At 60.3% G+C, this 18,979-nt stretch carries 18 protein-coding genes; 7 read left to right on the top strand and 11 right to left on the bottom strand.

Features of this window, described 5'->3' with window-relative positions; translation table 11 throughout:
- Positions 1 to 60: 60 nt before the first annotated feature.
- Genes hpaD through AC1DLT_RS24730 form a run of 3 tightly spaced genes read right to left on the bottom strand, consistent with a single transcriptional unit; the run spans position 61 to position 3,033 of the window.
- Complete coding sequence (hpaD, locus tag AC1DLT_RS24740) at positions 61 to 1,041, bottom strand: 3,4-dihydroxyphenylacetate 2,3-dioxygenase (protein WP_477488515.1); 981 nt, start codon at positions 1,039 to 1,041, stop codon at positions 61 to 63.
- 38 nt (positions 1,042 to 1,079) lie between these two features.
- A complete protein-coding gene (gene hpaE, locus AC1DLT_RS24735) occupies positions 1,080 to 2,597 on the bottom strand; it encodes a 5-carboxymethyl-2-hydroxymuconate semialdehyde dehydrogenase (protein WP_436112863.1) in 1,518 nt (505 codons plus the stop codon).
- A gap of 43 nt (positions 2,598 to 2,640) precedes the next feature.
- Positions 2,641 to 3,033, bottom strand: coding sequence for a 5-carboxymethyl-2-hydroxymuconate Delta-isomerase (locus AC1DLT_RS24730; protein ID WP_436112862.1), 393 nt, complete (start codon positions 3,031 to 3,033; stop codon positions 2,641 to 2,643).
- A 124-nt stretch (positions 3,034 to 3,157) separates the two neighbouring features.
- On the opposite strand from AC1DLT_RS24730, the gene hpaR reads away from it, so the two are divergent.
- Positions 3,158 to 3,631, top strand: a complete 474-nt coding sequence (gene hpaR, locus AC1DLT_RS24725; RefSeq protein ID WP_436112861.1) for a homoprotocatechuate degradation operon regulator HpaR — start codon at positions 3,158 to 3,160, stop codon at positions 3,629 to 3,631.
- A 14-nt stretch (positions 3,632 to 3,645) separates the two neighbouring features.
- Here hpaR and AC1DLT_RS24720 read toward each other — a convergent pair whose 3' ends face one another.
- From AC1DLT_RS24720 to AC1DLT_RS24695, 6 genes are read right to left on the bottom strand one after another with little or no spacing between them, the layout of a single operon-like run.
- Positions 3,646 to 4,653 (bottom strand): phosphotransferase enzyme family protein, encoded by a 1,008-nt coding sequence (locus AC1DLT_RS24720; protein WP_436112860.1) that lies wholly within the window; start codon positions 4,651 to 4,653, stop codon positions 3,646 to 3,648.
- Between the two features lie 8 nt (positions 4,654 to 4,661).
- Positions 4,662 to 5,945, bottom strand: a complete 1,284-nt coding sequence (locus AC1DLT_RS24715) for an aspartate aminotransferase family protein (RefSeq protein WP_436112859.1) — start codon at positions 5,943 to 5,945, stop codon at positions 4,662 to 4,664.
- Position 5,946: 1 nt separating this feature from the next.
- Complete coding sequence (locus AC1DLT_RS24710) at positions 5,947 to 7,308, bottom strand: aspartate aminotransferase family protein (RefSeq protein WP_436112858.1); 1,362 nt, start codon at positions 7,306 to 7,308, stop codon at positions 5,947 to 5,949.
- A 17-nt stretch (positions 7,309 to 7,325) separates the two neighbouring features.
- Complete coding sequence (locus AC1DLT_RS24705; protein ID WP_168293681.1) at positions 7,326 to 7,976, bottom strand: HAD family hydrolase; 651 nt, start codon at positions 7,974 to 7,976, stop codon at positions 7,326 to 7,328.
- Positions 7,973 to 9,244 carry a Tm-1-like ATP-binding domain-containing protein gene (locus AC1DLT_RS24700; protein ID WP_477488514.1) on the bottom strand — a complete coding sequence of 424 codons (1,272 nt, stop codon included), beginning with the start codon at positions 9,242 to 9,244 and terminating at the stop codon, positions 7,973 to 7,975. Before AC1DLT_RS24700 ends, AC1DLT_RS24705 begins: the two co-directional genes overlap by 4 nt.
- Positions 9,245 to 10,030: an IclR family transcriptional regulator gene (locus tag AC1DLT_RS24695; protein WP_436112856.1), complete on the bottom strand. Its 786-nt coding sequence runs from the start codon at positions 10,028 to 10,030 to the stop codon at positions 9,245 to 9,247.
- Between the two features lie 324 nt (positions 10,031 to 10,354).
- Between AC1DLT_RS24695 and AC1DLT_RS24690 the strand changes: the two genes are divergently transcribed.
- From AC1DLT_RS24690 to AC1DLT_RS24680, 3 genes are all read left to right on the top strand, one after another.
- Entirely contained in the window at positions 10,355 to 11,806 is a 1,452-nt protein-coding gene (locus tag AC1DLT_RS24690) for an APC family permease (RefSeq protein ID WP_477488513.1), read from the top strand.
- A gap of 60 nt (positions 11,807 to 11,866) precedes the next feature.
- Positions 11,867 to 13,345, top strand: coding sequence for an aldehyde dehydrogenase (locus AC1DLT_RS24685; RefSeq protein ID WP_477488512.1), 1,479 nt, complete (start codon positions 11,867 to 11,869; stop codon positions 13,343 to 13,345).
- 161 nt (positions 13,346 to 13,506) lie between these two features.
- Complete coding sequence (locus tag AC1DLT_RS24680; protein WP_436112853.1) at positions 13,507 to 14,574, top strand: cytochrome P450; 1,068 nt, start codon at positions 13,507 to 13,509, stop codon at positions 14,572 to 14,574.
- Positions 14,575 to 14,587: 13 nt separating this feature from the next.
- On the opposite strand, the gene AC1DLT_RS24675 is transcribed toward AC1DLT_RS24680, so the two are convergent.
- Together AC1DLT_RS24675 and AC1DLT_RS24670 are read right to left on the bottom strand one after the other, a co-directional pair.
- Positions 14,588 to 15,100, bottom strand: coding sequence for a flavin reductase (locus AC1DLT_RS24675; protein ID WP_477488511.1), 513 nt, complete (start codon positions 15,098 to 15,100; stop codon positions 14,588 to 14,590).
- 9 nt (positions 15,101 to 15,109) lie between these two features.
- A complete protein-coding gene (locus AC1DLT_RS24670) occupies positions 15,110 to 16,672 on the bottom strand; it encodes a 4-hydroxyphenylacetate 3-hydroxylase N-terminal domain-containing protein (protein WP_436112851.1) in 1,563 nt (520 codons plus the stop codon).
- Positions 16,673 to 16,725: 53 nt separating this feature from the next.
- Here AC1DLT_RS24670 and AC1DLT_RS24665 point away from each other — a divergent pair, with 53 nt between their 5' ends.
- The 3 genes from AC1DLT_RS24665 to AC1DLT_RS24655 form a co-directional block, all read left to right on the top strand.
- Positions 16,726 to 17,661, top strand: coding sequence for a helix-turn-helix domain-containing protein (locus AC1DLT_RS24665; protein WP_436113233.1), 936 nt, complete (start codon positions 16,726 to 16,728; stop codon positions 17,659 to 17,661).
- A 169-nt stretch (positions 17,662 to 17,830) separates the two neighbouring features.
- Positions 17,831 to 18,775 carry a helix-turn-helix domain-containing protein gene (locus AC1DLT_RS24660; protein ID WP_436113232.1) on the top strand — a complete coding sequence of 315 codons (945 nt, stop codon included), beginning with the start codon at positions 17,831 to 17,833 and terminating at the stop codon, positions 18,773 to 18,775.
- Between the two features lie 59 nt (positions 18,776 to 18,834).
- On the top strand, positions 18,835 to 18,979 hold a 145-nt coding region (locus tag AC1DLT_RS24655), incomplete at its 3' end, for a transposase (protein WP_477488565.1).

Raw genomic sequence — 18,979 nt, 5'->3', positions numbered from 1 at the left:
CTGGCTCCTCAAGCATTAAAAAGACGGCGGACGCTTTCGCGCCCGCCCAGTTGGGGAAACTCAGGGTGCAACGATCGGCTGGGCCTTCAGCACGGAATCGCGCACCTCGGTGCCGGCAAAGGTGCTGCCTTCCTCGAACCAGGATTTCGGCGCGGGAGCTCCCCAAAGCGTCTGGCGCTGTGGATCCTTGAGATCCCATTTGATCGGCTCGAGATCCGGATCGACCGTCTGATAATCCGAGCAATAGATCTCGATACGATGGCCATCCGGATCCCGGATATAGAGGAAGAAAGCATTCGAAATGCCGTGCCGGCCCGGTCCGCGCTCGACATTGGGCAGCCAACCGGTGGTCGCCATCAAATCGAGCAGGTCGATGATATTGAGCGGCGTTGGAACCCAGAACGCGGTGTGATGCAACCGCGGGCCGCGACCATTGGTAAACGCAATGTCGTGGACGCCACCCTTGCGGTGCGTCCATGCAGCCCAGAGCTTGCCGGTTTCCTCGTCGGCCGTGTATTCCGTCACCCGGAAGCCGATCTCATTGTAAAAGGCAACACTTTCGTCGACATTCGGTGAGAAGCAGTTGAAGTGATCGATGCGGAGTGGCTTTACGCCTCTGTAGAGGGCATATTTCTGGTGGATCGGCGGCAGGCGGTCCATCTTTGAATAGAATTCCAGCGGAATGCCGTGCGGATCGCGCGTGCGGAAGGTACGCGACTGGTAGGGCCGCTCGACCCATTCGATTGGCAGGCCCTTGCCCTTGAAGAAATGCTCGGCCTTGTCGAGGTCCTCGTCGGAAAAAACCTTGAAGCCGAGATCGCGTGCTTCGGCGGCGGCGTCTTTCTTCAGGACGATGCAGTGATGGCCGCGCTCTTCAAGCGCACGCAGATAGATCGTGTCTGCCGTCTCGTCGGTCACCTGCAAGCCGAGCGTGTCGACGTAGAAAGCGCGCGATTTCGCAAGGTCGGTGACGGCAAGCTCGACATGGCTGAGGCGCACGATGTTGAAGGGCGGATAAAGATTGGGGGTGGGCAGGGGCATGGGGTTCTCCTCCAAATTCAATAGGGTGTCCGGTGCACTCAGCCGCCGAGTTTCTGGATCGCATGCGCCTTGGTGGCGAAAGCAACGTTCTTGGTCTCCATGTAGAAATCGAAGGACCAATCGCCGCCGTCACGGCCGATGCCGGAATTCTTGACGCCTCCGAAAGGGGTCGGCAGGTGGCGCACATTTTCCGAGTTCACCCAGATCATTCCGGCCTCCAGCGCATCGGTGAAGCGGAAAGCGCGGGTGACGTCCGAGGTCCAGAGGTAGCCGGTGAGGCCGTATTGCACGTCGTTGGCAAGCGCCAGCGCATCGGCCTCGTCCTTGAAGGGGATCGCGGTCAGAACCGGTCCGAAGATTTCTTCCTGCGCGATACGCATTTGGTTGTTGGCGCCGGTGAAGAGGGTGGGGGATACGTAACATCCGCCACCCGGCCCATCGAATTTCTCACCGCCAGCGGCAAGCGTGGCACCGTCCTCTTTGCCGATCGCGATATATTCCAGCACCTTCTTTTCATGAACCGGGTGGATCAGCGGACCGACCACAGTTTCTGGATCAAGGGGGTGGCCGACCTTGATGCGCTTGGCCTTCTCGGCGACCATCGCCGTGAATCGGTCGTAGATGTTTTCCTCCACCAGCAAGCGGGAAGACGAGGTACAGCGCTCGCCATTCAGCGAATAGATCATGAAGACGGCAGCATCGGCAGCGCGTTCAAGATCGGCATCGGCAAAAACGATGACGGGATTCTTGCCGCCGAGTTCGAAATGTACCCGTTTCAGCGTGTCGGCGCCTTGTTTCATGATCATCGAGCCGGTGCGGCTTTCGCCGACGAAGCCGATCGCTCTGATGGCGGGATGCTCGGTCAGCGCCTTGCCGGCGTCCTCGCCGAGGCCGTTGACGAGATTCCAGACACCCTTCGGCAAGCCCGCCTCTTCGGCGATCTCGACCAACAGCCGTGCCGTCAGCGGTGAAAACTCCGCCGGCTTGTGGACGATGGTGCAGCCGGCAGCGAGCGCCGGCGCGATCTTCCAGGTCGACAGCATGAAGGGTGTATTCCATGGCGTAATGACGCCGACTGGCCCGATCGGTGCACGGCTGGTAAAGTTGACTTGCCCATCCGCACGCAGCGTTTTGCCGTCACGGGCTTCCACGGCGCGGTCAGCGAAGAAGCGGAAGTTCTCGGCTCCGCGAAGGGCTGCCTTCGCCATGAATTTCAGCGATTGACCGGTATCCATGCATTCGACGAACGCGATCTCTTCGGAACGTGCTACGATCGCGTCGGCAATCTTATGGAGAAGTTTCTTGCGCGCGTCGCCCGACATCGCGGCCCAGGCAGGAAAGGCAGCTTTTGCGGCTTGCGCCGCCCGGTCCACATCCGCCGCCTTGCCGTGTGCCACCTTTGCCAAGACCTTCAGATCGACCGGAGAGATGATGTCGAACGTGGTGCCATCGGCTGCAGAGATTGCTTCGCCAGCGATATGGTTCAGGACGCCGCCTTTGCGAAAGCGAGCCAAATAGGCTTCGGCCTTTGCGATGTTTTCTTCCAGTGTCGACATGCTTTTCTCCGATGTGTCCAGCTTGCGGTCAATCACTGCGGCGCTAACCGTCTGTCTTGCGCAGGCGCGGGTGGATGGCGTTTTTCTTCCAGCTCAGCGCCGGGTCGATTTCGCGGATTTCGAGGGTGAGGGCGAAGTGCGGCGTCTCGAACAGCTTGCAGAGGTGTTCCGTGACGGCGGTAAAGATCGCTTCGCCAGTCCTTCGCTTGTCTTGCTGGCTACGACCTTCTCCAATGCGAAACGACATATCGATGAAGCCATTTGCATCAAGCAGGTCGGCAATCGCATAGGCTTCGCACCGGATGGCGCGCACCCGCACGGCACCGGTCTCGAACAGACCCGTGCCGAGAATCTCGGCGTGGACGACACGGCACAGTGCGTCGAAGTCCACTTTTCCGTCGAGATTAGCCGAATATTCCATGGTGAAATGCGGCATCGTTCCTCCCGCGCCACGGCGTTCTCACTATATTTAACATGTTAAATATTTTGAAGGCTCTGTCAAGAGCATTGCGGCTCGCGGCCACGTTGCGCGATTCAAGAAATTGATCCATAGAACCCGTATGACCAAACAATCCCCTGACAATAACGGCATAATGCAGGATGCCTTGCTGCCCCGCGATACACGCCGCTCGCTGCCGATTGCGTTGCTTCGGGCGCGTGAAGCGGTGATGGGGCACTTCCGGCCCATGCTGGCGCTGCATGATGTGACGGAACAGCAATGGCGCGTTATTCGCATTCTGGCAGAGGCCGGAACACTGGATGCATCGGAAATGTCGGAACGGGCCTTTATCCTTGCTCCGAGCCTGACGCGGATCATCCGGTCTCTCGAGGAGCGCGGCTTCATTACCAAGAGCAAAGATGCTGAAGACGGTCGTCGGATACTGTTGCAGATCACCGCCGCGGGACTGAAGATCATCAACGAGGTCAGTCCCGACAGTCGGATGATTTATACCGCGCTTGAGCAGCGGTTCGGCCGCGAGCGCATCGATACCTTGCTCGATATGCTCGACGAACTGGCGAGGCTGAATAAATAGCACGGCCTCCGCTCCTATCTGCTGGCGCCGAGGCCATCTGCCAGCGCCAGAGCATCGGCGACATAGCGCTGAAGCCGCTTCGCCGCATCCGGCGCGCCAACTCGCTCGCCGATCCAGCCGATATAAGTGATGCTGCGCACAACCATGAAGAGTGACAAGGTTTCAAGGGCGCTGTCCGGCAGCGACCGCACGCCGCGATAGCCCTCTATCAGCGCGGCCTTGATGAGTTCGTAGTGCGGCTCGCCGCGATTCTTGAACAAGGCTGTGGCGATGTCGAACATCCGCCAGCCGTAGCCACCATCGTCAAAGTCGATCAATCCGACATGATCGCCGTCTATGAGGACGTTTTCCCTAACGAGATCGGCATGGATGAGACCATAATCGAGATGGCAGAGTGCATCGGTTTTCTCCCGCAGAAAGAGCCTGAGATCCGATAGTCGCATTGCCTGCTCCGGGGACAGTCCCGCACAATCCCAGAATCGGCCCCAAAGCGGCTGCCCTCCAAGCAAACCATCGCCGTCCCATGCCGGGCGTCGGAAATCGGCCGGTGGTCTCCAAGCATCGGTGGCTGCGTGCATCCGGGCTATCGCTGCGCCCAGCAGGCGGAAAATAACGGCGAGGCGTTCCGCGGAATGTGCTAGAAGAACACCCGATTGGCCGAGCGGGCTGCCGGTCATCCAGCTGACGATGTCTGCGTATTGGTCACCGAACTCAGAATTTCCCGCAAGTGCAACGATTTGGCGTCCATCCGGCGTGGGAACAGGTGCCGGAACGCGCAAGCCCGCCTCGCCTAGGGCTGCCATCCAGGAGAGTTCCGAAACCAATGCAATTTCGTTGCGATAGCCGGGCCGGTGCAGCCGCAGGGCTGCAGGCTCGCCGTTCCTGAGCGTCACCCGGAACACCGCATTCTCCCGGTATTTCAGGAGCTGGGGTGTCTGGGCTCCCAGCTCCCAGCTGCCAAGGGCTTCGCATGCGCGCGCACGCAGCGCCTCCATGAAAGGGATGGATTCATGTTCCGACATGGCCACCGTCACAATCCGGACAAAACGTCGTCGAGCGTGGAAAGCATCAAATCGGCATTCCCCTTCGAAAATGGCATGGGTGGTCGGATCTTGGTCGCGCATTGATGCACCCCGATCTTGCCCATCAGGACGCCGCGCGCCCGCATGTCATTGATGACCTTCGTGGCGATGTCCGGCGCCGGGGTCTTTCTCTCACGGTCAAGAACCAGCTCCGCCCCGAAGAACAGGCCGCTGCCACGCACGTTGCCGATGACGTCATGTTTCTCGGACAGGCGCTTGAGTCCGTCTTGCGCATAGGCGCCGACGGTCCGGGCGTTTTCCATTAGCCCTTCATCTTCGATCGCATCGAGAACCGCCAAGGCCGCAGCACAGGAAACCGGATTGCCGCCAAAGGTATTGAAATAGCGAAAGGCCTTGCGGAAGGCGTTCAGCGTGTCGGCATTGGCGACGACGCCGCCGACCGGATGGCCGTTGGCCATCGGCTTGCCGAGCGTCACCACGTCGGGCACGAAGCCTGCGCGCTGGTGGCCCCACATATGGCCCCCAGTGCGCCCGAAACCCGGCTGCACCTCGTCGGATATGACAAGCCCTCCCGCCTTGCGCACGGCAGTGATTGCCTTGTCGAGAAAGCCCGTGGGCAGGTCGGGAAATCCCTCATTGGCAAAGAACGGGCAGATGATGAGCGCCGAAAAGCCGTGCGGGCTGCTCTGTAGCGAAGCGATCGCTTTTTCCACTTCAGCGGCGAAAGCCTCGGCAAAGGCTTCGCCGGGCATGCCACCCAGTGGCCGATAGCTGTCGGGCGCCGGCACGTGGCGGACATGACCGCCGAAGCCGCCGACGGGGGGCATACGGGTAGAGAGCTGCGACACGGCCGCGGTATTGCCGTGGTAGGTGTGGTTGGTCGCGATAACACCGGTCTTTCCCGTGACCGCCTGTGCCATGCGCAACGCGATGTCATTGGCTTCGCTGCCGGTGCAGGTCATGATCGCAGTATCGAGGCTCTTGTCGAACGTCGATGTCAGCCGCTCGACATAGTCGAGGATGCCCTCATGCAGGTATCGCGTGTGGGTATTCAGCGTCGACGCTTGCCGGGTGATCGCGTCCACCACGCGCGGGTGGCAATGGCCGACGTGCGGCACATTGTTGTAGCAATCGAGATATTTCCGGCCGGCCGCGTCCCACAGCCAGACACCTTCTCCACGCACCAGTTGCACGGGCTCGTCATAAAAGGTGGACATGTTTCGGCCAAGAAGGCGCTCGCGACGGGCGAGAAGTGCTGCGTTTTCGGCCATGTCATTTGCCTCCCGCGGCAGCTGTCAGGCCTGCCTCGAGTGCGGCGAGGATCCGATCTACACCGGCCGTGGTGATGATAAGCGGCGGCGAGATGATGACGTTGGAGCCGGAGGTACGCACCATCACGCCGGCGTCGTAGGCCGCGTCTTGCAGGCGCTGGACCACATCCTTCGGCGCGCCGGTCTTTGCCGCGCGATCCGTCACCAGTTCCAGCGCGCACATCAGCCCTTTGCCGCGCACGTCGCCGATGAGTTCGTGTTTTTCCTTCAGTCTGTTCAGACCGGCCAGCAGTTCGTAGCCGCGTGCGCCTGCATTGGCGGCCACGTTGAGGCGCTTGGTTTCCTTGAGCGTCGCCAGCGCCGCCGCTGCACCCACAGGGTGGCCGGAATAGGTGTAGCCATGGCCGATGGTGCCGACGGTGTTCTTGTTTGCCTCGAAGGCTTCCGCGATCTTGTCGGAAATCATTACTGCACCGAAGGGATAATAGCCGTTGGTAATCGCCTTGGCGGTCGACATCAGGTCGGGCCTGGTGCCCCACAGGCGTGATCCCGTCCAGGCGCCGGTGCGGCCAAAGGCCGTGATGACCTCGTCGGCGATCAGAAGAATGCCGTTCCTGTCGCAGATGGTACGCATCAGCGGCATGAAGGTTTCGTGCGGCACCATGATGCCGCCGGCACCCAGAACTGGCTCCATGATGAAGGCGGCGATCGTATCGGCGCCCTGGAAGGCGATCTCGTCTTCGAACTGACGACCGATGGCCGCGGCGATTTCAGCCGGATCGTCGGTGCCGAAGGGATTGCGGTAGCCATAGGGAGCCGCCAGGTGCGAAACGCCCGGGAGCAGCGGCTCGTAGTTGCGACGGTTGTTGGCATTGCCGTTGACGGAGGCGCCGCCGAAATGGGTCCCATGATAGCCTTTCTTCAGCGCCACGAATTTGGTGCGCTCCGGCTGGCCGTTGACCTTGTGGTATTGGCGGGCAAGCCGCAGGCACGTCTCCACGGAATCCGAGCCGCCCGAGGTGAAGAAGGATCGGCTGAGGCCGTCTTCCTTGAACCACTCAGCCAGTTCGTAAGACAGTTCGATCAGCGGCGGATTAGTGGTGCCGCGAAAGGCGGAATAATAAGGGAGTTCCTCGAGCTGGTCACGGATGGCCTGTTTGATCGGATCGCAGGAATAGCCGAGGTTGACGTTCCAGAGCCCCCCGACGCCATCGAGCACCGTCTTGCCGTCGATATCAGTGATTTCGACACCGGAAGCCGCCCTGATGATGCGTGGCGGGTTGGCCAACATGTCGGCCGGGTGCGCCATCGGGTGCCAGACATGACGGGCGTTGTTTTCGGTCAAAAAATTGGTTTCGCGCATATCGCAGTCCTCTTCGTTCAAAGTCCAAGCATGGAAAGGGCGCGGGCATAGCCGTCCGCGGGGCGAGTAACGTCGAAATGGACGTTGGGAAGTTTGACGGCGGTGGCGCCCTCAATGTTCTTCGGCTGATCGTCGACGAAGACGCAGGCTTCGCGCGGAAGCCCGACCTCGGCGATCACCTGTTCATAGGCGCGCGGATCCGGTTTCAGGATCTTGGTGTAGGTGGCATCGACGATAACGTCGAAGAGATCAATCAGCGGGAAGCGCTTGCGAAATTCGACACCGTAGAAAAGATCGAGTTCATTCGAAAGGATGGCGAGCCGCAGGCCGGCGGCCTTGGCGCGGGTGATGGCGTCTGCCGCCTCCGGACGCAGCACGAGATCGGCATCGGCGCCGCGCGCCCGCTGGACGAAGGTCTTCATGTCGGTCCAATCCTCACCGACCAGCCGGCCGACTTCTGCGGTCCGTGTCATCCAGTAGTCGCGTTCGGTGATCTCACGGTTCTGCATCGATACCCAGAGTGGATCGGTGGTTGTGTCGAACGGACCGCGCCAGGTGAGTGTGCCGGCGGCAAGGCCAAGCGCCCGCTCGGTGACGTCGTGCGTTTCGAACAGCGTGCGGGTGACGACGCCGCCGAAATCGAGGATGAGTGCGCGATCACCTGTCATGGCCTGCCTTCCGGGATGATGCCCTGTGCAACCCACGCATCGAATACGGCAAGGGCTTTTGTGGAGAATTGGGGGGAGTTGATGTGGCCATCGACCTCATGCAAGTCGACGGATTGGGGGAGGGCCAGGCGCATCGCGTCGATAAAGGCTGAAAGGCCTTCCGGATCATGCAATGGTTCGCCTGGCTGGTCCCATTCCTGTATGCCTGCAAGCGGCAGGATCAGGGCGACCGGCGCCTTCGCTCCGCCAAGTTTTTCTCCGATCAGCGCAGCCGTCGCCCGGCGTCCTTCCGGCGAGGTGGTGACTGAGCCGATCAGCCGGTTGTGTGCGTGATAAGGTCGGTCGGCAAGTGCTGCCGGCAGGGGCTGCCATGCGGGCAGGTCCACCATATCGACCGCGCCGGGCGCGACGATCTGCGGTATGCCTGCGCGGCCCGCATTTTCCATGCGGTCAGGACCGGAGGTGACCACGGTGCCATTCTGGTGGTTGACGACTTCCTGCATGCAGAAGTCGAACACCGCGGCAAAGCCTTTCTGCGCGGCAATCGCCTCGAAGGCCCGTCCGCCCATGCCGGTCGAGTGGAATACTGCGACCTCATAGCCGCGCTTTTCGAGCTCCGGCTTCAGATGTTTCATGTATTTGAGGCAGGTGGAACCGAGGGAAGTCACTCCGATCAATGGCCGGTCTGCCTTGGGCTTCACGCTGGAGCGGGCGGCCCCAACGACGGCGCCGCAGGCCTGGGAAAGCACGGCGCGGCAGATATCGTTCAATCCGTAAAGCCCACCGGCCCACAGTATCATCATCAGGTCCGGAGCAATGCGCTCCGGCGGCACGAGATGCGAATAGGCAATCGTCGAGACCACGAATTTGGGAACGCCGAGCGGCAGAGCGGCCGCCACATCAAGCGCCAGGTCCGTACCCATGGAGCCGCCGAGAACAATGATGCCATCGGCCTTTCCCGTCGCATGCAGCCTTCCAACAAGAGCCGTAGCGCCGGCTGACATCAGCCCCATCGCTGAATTTTCGTCGCCGCTGTTGATGATCGCTTCAATCGAACTTCCCGCCGATTTGGCGATGTCGTGCCTGGAATAATCAGGTGTGTAAGGCGGATCTGACAGAATACTGACGTCGACCATGACCGGTTTTGCGCCAGCGTCGCGGATGATGCCCGCCATGAACTGAAGCTCGTCGGATTTGGTGTCACCGGTTCCAATCACAAGGATGCTGGGCAGGCGTGTTTGTTCTGGCAAAGACTCTGCTGGGCGCATTCAACCGGTCCTCTTTGTTTGCGTTCTTGTTCCTGAAGGCCGTTCGGGGCCGTAGTATTTTTCTGAGATGCGTTTGGCTGCGTCGGCGACGGCTGCTCCGAAGCTAGCCAGAGTGGCCGCGCGCGCACGCACCAGCGGCGCCGCGATGGTGACGGAGCCGATCGGTTGTCCGGTCGGCGAAAGAATGGGAGCGCCAGTGCTGACGACACCGACCTCGAGGCCCTGGCTGCTGATCGAAAATCCGCGCGCGAGCGTTTCGTCTATCATTTTGCGGACGGCGGCCGGATCAGTCACGGTGTGCTCGGTAAAGGCTTTCAGTGGTTGCGACAGGGCCGACTCGATGTATTTCTCATCGGAGAAAGCCAGATAGGCGAGGCCTGATGCCGTAGCGTGGAAAGGCAGGCGCGTGCCGATCTCGACGATGACCCGGTGAGCGCGCGGTGAGTCCTCGACATGGATCGTCGAAAGTGTGCTGCCGCTGAATTCGGCGAGATGAACAGTTTCCTCAGACTTTTCAGCGAGCTCCCTTACGAGAGGGATGGCGACTCGCAGGAACGGATAGCGGGCCTCGCGAATCCGCGCCAGACGAACCGGCGCTGAACCGATCCGGTACCTGCGCGTCTCGAGATCCTGCTCGACGAAGCCATGCTTTTCCAACTCGACAAGCAGGCGGCGGGCTGTCGCCTTGTCGAGGTCGCAGAGACGGGCGATGTCCGTCAATCCCGCTTCCTGGTTGAGCTGCGACAGGCTGTCCAGCAAGGACAGTGCTTTTCCGACGGTGCTCATGTGGTTTCCTCTTTTACTCGGTCGTCGTTCGATGCCGGTCAGCGTTACTGGCACCTGTCCGGGTCATCGCCGTCGATGCCGGATCCTCCATTCTGGCCAAACTACTTAACACGCGAAATAACTTGACAGGTGGAGCGCATTTTTGCAAGTCTATATTTGAAGCATTGGTTCAATATATGAACCATTCATATGCGCTGACCTGCGAGCGGCCAGGAGCAAAAGAAAAACGCGGCAGATCAGTCCGGTTCGAATGACGGCGATTTTGGGAGAACGCGTTTTCCCGAAGCGCAATCGGATAGTTGAAACAAGGGGAACTTAAGCAAAATGGGCAATCAACTCTCAACAGGCGCAGGTGAAAACCAGCTGCGCAAAAACAGTCTCGGTGTAGGCGCCGTGACGTTTCTGGTGGTTTCAGCCGCAGCACCGCTCACGGCGGTCGCCGGCGGTGTGCCTCTGTCGATGATGCTAGGCAACGGCGCGGGCATTCCGCTGACCTTTCTGCTGGTCACGCTGATCCTGCTGCTTTTTTCGATCGGCTATGTTGCCATGGCCCGCCACATCCGCAACGCCGGCGCATTCTATGCCTATACGGCCCAGGGCCTGGGCGGCATGATGGGAGGTGCCGCGGCGCTGATCGCCATTCTCGCGTATAATGCCATGCAGATCGGCGTATTCGGCCTGTTCGGCGCAGCGACTTCGGGTCTCTTTGCAGGCCTCGGCCTAACACTCCCCTGGTGGGTTTGGACCTATATCGGCATCGCGATCGTCGCCGTTTTCGGCTATCGCCGCGTCGATCTTTCGGCCAAGGTGCTAACGGTTCTCGTCATTCTAGAATATCTCGTGGTGCTGATCATTGACGCCGCAATCTTCTTCAAGGGCGGCGACAGCGGCCTCTCGGCCGCCGCCTTCACACCCACCGCGTTTGTGAGCGGCACGCCGGCCATCGGTATCCTCTTCTGCTTTGCCGCCTTCATCGGCTTCGAAGCCACTACCATCTACAGCGAAGAAGCCCGTGAGCCACACAAGACGGTACCGCGTGCGACCTACATCTCGGTGGTGATCATCGGCCTTTTTTACATGCTGACCTCCTGGTTGATGGTGAGCGGCGCCGGCGCCGACAAGCTCGTTCCCGAACTGCAGGGCCTTGCCGATCCGACGACGTTCTTGTTCGGCCTCGCTGAACGCTATGTCGGCAACTGGGTCGTCTTGGTCATGAACGTCCTCTTCGTCACCAGCTTGTTTGCCGGCGTTCTCGCCTTTCACAACGGTGTCGCCCGCTACATGTATGTCGCCGGTCGTGAAGGCTTGCTGCCGAAATCTGTTGGTGTGACCCACCCCGTCTTCCAGAGCCCGCATGTCGGTTCGGTGATCCAGACGATTATCGCCGCTCTGGTCATCGCGCTCTTCGCCTTTACCAGGCAGGATCCGGTGCTTGCCCTCTTCTCGTGGCTCACCAATGTCGGCACGCTTGCAATCATCCTGCTGATGGCGTTCACCGCATTCGCCATCGTCGCCTTCTTCAGCCGCAATCCCGGCCTCGAAGGCAATGTTCTGGTGACCAAGGTCCTGCCGGTGATCACAGGAATCATCCTTCTGGGACTAGTCTACTATATCACTGTGAATTTCGGCGCGATCGCCGGCGCAAGCGGCGTGCTCGCCGTGCTTCTGCCGGGCCTGGTGGGGATTGCCGCCATTGTCGGCTTGATTGCGGCTGCCCGTTTGAAGTCGGAAGATGCTGCCGGTTTTGCCCGGCTCGGCGCCGGACAGGAAGCCTGACATATCAGGATCATGATGGCGGACGCTGGTCCGCCATTTTTCTTTCGTGAGGAGATTGAGATGCAGGACAAGATCGACCAACTCCGCTCGGGCGTCGTCTCGCCGCAATCGCTGTTCATTGGCGGCGAATGGCGTGCACCGTTAAGCGACGCGACAATGGATGTCATCTCACCGATCGACGGAGCGAAATTGACGACCATTGGCGATGCCGGCGCAGTCGATGTCGATCTGGCCGTCAAGGCTGCGCGCGCCGCTTTCGAGAAAGGCACGTGGTCGAAGGCAGCGCCCGCCGAGCGCAAGAAAATCCTCTTCCGGATCGCCGAGCTGATAGAGCGCGATGCGCTTGAATTGGCGGTGCTCGGCGTGCGCGACAACGGGACGGAAATCAGCATGGCCCTGAAGGCCGAGCCCGGCAGCGCGGCCGCCACCTTCCGCTATTACGCCGAAGCGCTTGATAAGGTCTATGGGGAGATTGCGCCCACCTCCGAAAGTGTTCTCGGCCTCATTCACCGCGAGCCCGTTGGCGTCGTCGCCGCTATCGTGCCGTGGAATTTCCCGATGATGATTGGCGCCTGGAAAATCGCGCCAGCGCTGGCGGCCGGCAACTCGGTCGTGCTGAAGCCGGCCGAAGGCGCATCGCTCAGCCTTCTGAAACTGGCGGCACTGTGCGCTGAAGCCGACCTGCCGGAGGGAGTGTTCAATGTCGTCACCGGCCGCGGCACGGTCGCCGGCGAAGCGATCGGCCTCCATGGCGATATCGATGTTCTCGTCTTCACCGGCTCCGGTGGCGTCGGACGCCGGTTACTCGAATATTCGGCGCGCTCCAACCTGAAACGGGTCTATCTCGAACTGGGCGGCAAATCCCCCAATATCGTCTTCGCAGATGCTCCGGACCTCGAACAGGCCGCAAAGGTGTCGGCGTTCGGCATCTTCAGAAACTCGGGACAGGTTTGCGTTGCCGGGTCGAGGCTCCTGGTCGAGCGGTCGATCCACGAAGCCTTCGCAGAACGGGTTTCAGCGATTGCCGCGAAGATAAAGGTTGGTGATCCGCTGTTGCTCTCGACGGAATCCGGCGCCATCTCCAGCGACATCCAACTCGAGAAGGACCTCGGTTTCGCCGACCAGGCGCTGTCCGAAGGGGCAAGACTGAGAACCGGCGGCGGGCGCATTCTTCAGGAAACCGGCGGTTTCTATATGCAGCCGACCGTTTTCGACGTGACGCCGGAGATGACGCTGGCCAAAGAGGAAGTTTTCGGGCCGATCCTCGCCATTATCCCGTTCGATGACGAGACGGATGCACTCAACATTGCGAACGCCACGCCCTATGGCCTCGCTTCAGCCGTGTGGACCGGCAATCTGTCGCGCGCCCATCGCATGGTGCGAGGGGTCAAGGCCGGCGTCGTCCACGTCAACACCTATGGCGGCGCCGACAACACCGTGCCGCTCGGCGGCATCCGCCAGTCAGGCAACGGACACGACAAGTCGCTGCATGCCATGGGCAAATATCACAATCTGAAGACGGCCTGGATCCAGCTCTAGGACTTCGTGCGGAGCAAAGCATTCGGGGGAGGAGAGCACGCCATGACATTCGCAAAGGAGATCACAGTTGAGGCACTGGAGGCCGATCCTTATCCCATCTACGAGCGACTGCGAAGGGAGGCACCGATCGCCTATGTTCCCGCGCAGTAAACCTCTGGTTCGTGACACGCTTCAAGGATGTCGAGCTGGTCTCCAGAAGCCCTGAGCTGTTCTCGGCCGAAGTGGCGAGTTCGCCGCTCGACCGGACCTGGGGGAAGCCCACGATCCTCACGACCGACGGTCCGGTTCACAAGAACCTGCGCAGCGGCGTCGATCCAAAATATCACCCGAAACGGGTCGCCACCTATATGGATGATCTCGTGCTTCCCATCGCGCAGGATCGTCTATCGCGCCTGCGCGAAGCCCGGGGCGGCAATCTGATGGCGGACTATTTCGAACCGATCTCCATTCTCAGCCTCACTCGCTCGCTCGGTCTGCAGGATGTGGACCTCGAAACCCTGCGCCGCTGGTTCTTTGGGTTGGCACAAGGCGCGATCAATTTCGAGTGCGATCCCGAACGCCAGGAAATCGCCGATGCCGTCAGCGCCGAGATCAGCAGGGTCGTAGAGCCGATCATGGCACGCATTATCGCAGAGCCGGACGGTTCTGCCCTGTCTCATATGCTGCACGATGGTATGCCCGAGGGCGAGACGCGCGCCCTCGAATTCCTGCTGCCGACCATCAAGGTTCTTCTCCTCGGCGGTATGCAGGAGCCCGGGCACGGAGCAGGCTCGATCATGGCCGGGCTTCTGCAGAATGCCGAACAGTTCGCGGCGGTGAAGGCGGACATTGCCAATTTGTTACCGCGCGCCGTCGACGAGGGCCTGCGCTGGGTCACCCCGATCGGCACCCAGACGCGGCAGACGACGCACGACGTCGGTCTTGGCGGCGTTACGATCCCGGCCGGGCAGGCGGTGGCGGCGGTGCTTGCATCGGCGTCCCATTGCGAGAGCCGCTTCACCGATCCTGGACGCTTCGATATCCGCCACTCCGAAGGTTCGCACGCCGCTTTTGGTTTCGGCCATCATTTCTGTGCCGGCCGCTGGTTTGCCCGCCAGCAGATCACCGTTGCGCTTCGTTATCTTATCGAGAATGCGCCCGACATCGCCCTTCGCGATGTCGGGCCTGTGGTCGTCAAGGGCTGGGAATTCCGGGACCCGGTCTCGCTCGATATCAGGCTGGGCGGCTGACATCGAGCGCGCCTCAGCCACCGAAGCTTCCCGTCTGGGTCGGCACGTGCACGTAGTTGCGATCGAAATAGAGAAGCGCATGGCCATCCTTGCGTGTCCGGATTTCAACGACCTCGCCGATGAAGATGTTGTGGGTGCCGACGAGGCGCGCATCGACCAGCCGGCAGTCGAAGGAAACAATCGCATCGGCAAGCGCGTGGTTGCCGGAGCGAAGGTTGATCCACTCCGCGGCGGCATAACGAGCCTCCATGTCGGCCTGCTGGCCCGCGAAATATCCGGCAAGGTCCTTGTGCTCGCCGGTCAGCACATTGACGCAGAAGCGGCGGTTCTCGACGAAGAGGGCGGTCTGGGCTGAACGGTTGTTCATGCAGACGAGAAGCGTCGGCGGCTCGTCCGTCACGCTGCACATGGCCGTGGCGGTGAACCCGCCGCGACCGGCGGGTCCGTTGGTGGTGATGACGTTGACCGGCGCGCAGACGCGCGCCATGGCGTTGCGGAACTCGGTTTTGGAAAAGGCCTCCTCCATGGTCGCCTCCTATTCAGCGGCAGACTTGAACGGGTCTGCAGCACCGATCGGCGGCAGCCAGGTATCGCCGGTCCAGCCGTTTTCGTCGTAGTCGCTCATGCAGGTGTCAACCAGGGCCTCCATTTCGCGCAACCGTCCACCACGCTCGGCCCCCTTCAGCACCTGAAGTCGGACTTCTTCCGGCGCACCGGCATAATTCAGCTCATATAGCGCATGCCGTCCGCCGAACTCGGTTCCGGTCGCATCCCAGAGCAGTTTCATGATCTTGATGCGTTCAATATGGCCCATGTCGTTGGAGCCGCGCACATACTGGCCGAGATAACGGTCGATCTCCGGATTGCCGAAATCCTTGGCCGAGGATGGCAGGTAGATCAGGCCCGAGGCAACGACCTTGCGCACCGTCTCGATGACGCGGGGATAGGCTTCCGACATGAAGGTGCGATAGGCAAGAGCCGCCTCCAGATTGGGCAGCACCGAGCCGTTTGCCCACGGGATCGGATTGTAGGCCATCGCGTTGGAGAAGCTCCAGAACATGTGACGCAATGCAATGACCTCACCAAGCGCGGCCTGATTGCCGCGGAAGGCATCGCCGCCGGTCGCCCGCAAAGCCTTGGCGAGCAGGCCTGCCAGGAAATCCAGTTTGACGGCGAAACGCGTGCAGCCCTGGAAGCAGTAGCCGTGCATGAAGCCGGAAGCGGGATGGAAGGACAGGATTTTCGGCGCATCGCGCAGAACCAGCACGTCCTCCCAAGGGATGAAGACGTTGTCCAGAACCAGGATGGCATCGTTCTCATCGAAGCGGGAAGAGAGCGGGTAGTCGAACGGCGTGCCGACACGATTTGCCGTTTCCTCATAGGAGACGCGGCAGAACATCTTGATGCCGGGCGCATTCATCGGGACGATGAACATCACCGATAGCGACGGGTCTTCCGTAACCGTCGCCGAGCTTTGCGCCAGGAAATTGTAGTGTGTCAGCGCCGAGGACGTCGCGACCACCTTGGCGCCCGAGACATAGATGCCTGCATCGGTTTCCTTGGTGATATGAACGAACACGTCCTTCACCGCGTCGGACGGCTTGTGGCGGTCAATCGGCGGGTTGACGATTGCGTGGTTCATGAAAAGGGCCGCTTCCTGGGCGCGCTTGTGCCAGGCGAGCGCATTGTCCTTGAAGGGACCATACCAGTCGGCATTGGCGCCCAGCGTATTCATCAATGCCGCCTTGTAGTCAGCGGTCCGGCCCATCCATCCATAGGACATTCGGGCCCAGTCGGCGATCGCGCCCTGCTGGGCGACAAGATCAGCGCAGGATTTTGCGACGCGGAAATATTTGTGGGTGTAGCCTCCCGAGCCGGTGTCGGTCGGCGATGTCAACCTTTCCTTGGTCTTTTCCGCATGCAGCGCATCGTAAAGCCTGGCGAGCGAGCGGGCGGAATTGCGCATCGAGGGATGCGCGGTCACGTCCTTGACACGCTCACCATTGATGTACACCTCCCGCCCGTCACGCAGGGATGCCAGATATTCCTCACCGGTGAAGGGCCGCTTGGTATCGGCCCGGAAATTTTCTGATCGCATGTCGTCCTCCCTTGATATGAGACAAATGCTAGTCCTTGCATTCGCCTTCCACCATGGACAGAATGGGGAAATCACTTGTACTTTTTACGGCGGCCAGCATGAACGACATCGTCCCAAATTTCTTTGTCTACGGCGAGCCGGATCGCCCTTTGGAGATCGGGTTTCTTCATGTCGAAACAGTGATGGCGCGAGCAAATCTCCATTCCGGCCAGGTTCGAGCCCATAAACATGATCGGATGATACAGGTCACTTTCTGGACCAACGGCAGCGGATCCTATTTCATAGAAGATCAACGTTTGGACTTTTTGGCGCCTGCCGCCAGCTTCGTGCCGAGCGGCGTCATCCACGGCTTCAACGTCGATCCGCTTGTTTCAGACGCGGTCGTCGTGTCGATCGCAGACAGTCTGCTGCCGTCGATCGCCGGTCAGACGACGCTGCCGCTGGATCGCCCGGTGATGGTAACGGGGCAGGGCGCGGAGGCGCTATGGGAGAGACTTCGGCGGACCATGCAATTGATCCTGGAGGAGTACGCCGAGGGGAGAGGCCAGGCCGATACGATCCTTTCACCATTGGTTGCCGCCATGCTGACCCAGATCGGACGCCTGGCGTCCGACGCGCCGATGCTGGCACAATCGCCACAACGCCTGCTTGCTGGTGACCTTCGACGGCTGATCGACCGGCATTTTCGTGAGAACTGGCCGGTTGCGCGCTACGTTTCGAGCCTCGGCACCACGCCGCATCTTCTTGCCAAGGCCGGGCACATGGCTTTCGGCCAGGGCGTCAAGGACATGATTGCCGAGCGCCGTCTGCTCGAGGCCAAGCGGCTGTTGCTTTTCACCATCCGATCGCTCGAGGACATAGCCTACGAGGTGGGCTTGAAGGATGCCGCTTATTTTTCGCGCTTTTTCCGCGCGCGGACCGGTATGCCGCCCAGTGAATGGCGGCGGCAAAACATAGCTGGTGAGAAGAGTCGGGATGACGACTTCTAGTTAACATGTGAAATATATTGACAGGGCGATCGATCTTCGACACTCTTTCATCTACCGGTCTCAGGTGTTGCCGCCTTTTTGCGCTTGTGGGAGAGCCGCGCGAGACGGACATGTCGTTGACTGACCCTGTTGGGAGGCAGAGTTGGAGCTCTTGAACAATCAGGCCCTGATGCAACACGCATGGGCTACCGTTCCCTATGATCAATGGACCAGTGATCTCCAATCGATCTGCGGCAACTTCAATCCGAAAGCAATGGAGAGCGGCAAGGCCGTAACGGGGGCAGCCCGACGTATCGATGTCTGCGGGATGGAGTTCGCCCATGTTTCCAATGATCTCGATCGCGTCCATCGGGATTGGGATGACATTCGCCGAGACGCCAATGAACACCTTTTTCTCATCATGCAACTGGAAGGGTCCTGTGGTCTCGAGCACGTCGGCCACCAGGCAGTCCTGGATGTCGGTGATTGCATTCTCGTCGACTCGACCCGGCCCACGACATTTCATTTCGGTGGACAGTTCAGTAATCATCTGTCGCTGCATCTGCCACGCCAGATCATGTATGCCGAAAGCCCGATCGATTTCGACATCGCCCGCAAACTCGAGGCCTTTGACCCGATGGCAATGATGCTGCGTGCGCTGGTGGCGAAGATCATGTCCAATTCGGCATCGGATGCAGCGTCTGCCAATCTGCGGCACCTGATGTTCAATGCAACGCGACAGGCCTTCGTCTCAAACGGCGACGCCATGTCCGCTCTCAACGACAGCGCTTCGCGGCGGCTGGAAATGGTCGACATACTGATCGACCGACACCTGACCGAGAGCGATCTCAGCGCCAAGTGGCTGGCGACACGGATCGGGGTATCCATCCGCACGTTGCAGCAGGATTTTCAAGGTATTGGCATGACCTGCACCACGGTCATCCGTGACAAGCGGTTGCGCCTCGTGCGTGAAAAGATCGCGCAGATCAAAGATCAAAGAAGCCCAAGGACGATCGCGGAAGTCGCCTATTCGGCCGGCTTCAATGATATTTCCTATTTCAATCGCAGCTTCAAGGATCTGTTCGACTGCGCGCCGACCGATCTGCTCAGGCCGGTGACATTAACCGCACAATAGTGCGGTCAGACTGCTGACAAACCCCTGGCGTGGTCCGGGGGTTTGTGATTCATTRGGACATGTTGAAGAAACCTGCCCCTTGCCAGACGGCTCTTGAGATGGTGACGCTCGAGGGTCTGGTGCCGAAGGATCACCTGCTTCGCAAGATTGATGCGGTGATCGACTTCTCSTTCATCCATGATCGCGTTGCCGGGCTTTATTGCG

The organism is Neorhizobium sp. 05N33 (genome assembly GCF_056397445.1).
The sequence above is the reverse complement of the archived record's forward strand: the minus strand, read 5'-3'. Positions and strand labels throughout refer to the sequence as shown.

Coding starts and splice junctions, on each gene's coding strand:
- AC1DLT_RS24690 (WP_477488513.1), top strand. CDS start 10,355: ATGGGCAATCAACTCTCAACAGGCGCAGGTGAAAACCAGCTGCGCAAA.
- AC1DLT_RS24705 (WP_168293681.1), bottom strand. CDS start 7,976: ATGACAGGTGATCGCGCACTCATCCTCGATTTCGGCGGCGTCGTCACC.
- hpaD (WP_477488515.1), bottom strand. CDS start 1,041: ATGCCCCTGCCCACCCCCAATCTTTATCCGCCCTTCAACATCGTGCGC.
- AC1DLT_RS24700 (WP_477488514.1), bottom strand. CDS start 9,244: ATGCGCCCAGCAGAGTCTTTGCCAGAACAAACACGCCTGCCCAGCATC.
- AC1DLT_RS24665 (WP_436113233.1), top strand. CDS start 16,726: ATGGACAGAATGGGGAAATCACTTGTACTTTTTACGGCGGCCAGCATG.
- AC1DLT_RS24670 (WP_436112851.1), bottom strand. CDS start 16,672: ATGCGATCAGAAAATTTCCGGGCCGATACCAAGCGGCCCTTCACCGGT.
- AC1DLT_RS24685 (WP_477488512.1), top strand. CDS start 11,867: ATGCAGGACAAGATCGACCAACTCCGCTCGGGCGTCGTCTCGCCGCAA.
- AC1DLT_RS24660 (WP_436113232.1), top strand. CDS start 17,831: ATGCAACACGCATGGGCTACCGTTCCCTATGATCAATGGACCAGTGAT.
- AC1DLT_RS24695 (WP_436112856.1), bottom strand. CDS start 10,030: ATGAGCACCGTCGGAAAAGCACTGTCCTTGCTGGACAGCCTGTCGCAG.
- AC1DLT_RS24710 (WP_436112858.1), bottom strand. CDS start 7,308: ATGCGCGAAACCAATTTTTTGACCGAAAACAACGCCCGTCATGTCTGG.
- hpaR (WP_436112861.1), top strand. CDS start 3,158: ATGACCAAACAATCCCCTGACAATAACGGCATAATGCAGGATGCCTTG.
- AC1DLT_RS24730 (WP_436112862.1), bottom strand. CDS start 3,033: ATGCCGCATTTCACCATGGAATATTCGGCTAATCTCGACGGAAAAGTG.
- AC1DLT_RS24675 (WP_477488511.1), bottom strand. CDS start 15,100: ATGGAGGAGGCCTTTTCCAAAACCGAGTTCCGCAACGCCATGGCGCGC.
- AC1DLT_RS24715 (WP_436112859.1), bottom strand. CDS start 5,945: ATGGCCGAAAACGCAGCACTTCTCGCCCGTCGCGAGCGCCTTCTTGGC.
- hpaE (WP_436112863.1), bottom strand. CDS start 2,597: ATGTCGACACTGGAAGAAAACATCGCAAAGGCCGAAGCCTATTTGGCT.
- AC1DLT_RS24720 (WP_436112860.1), bottom strand. CDS start 4,653: ATGTCGGAACATGAATCCATCCCTTTCATGGAGGCGCTGCGTGCGCGC.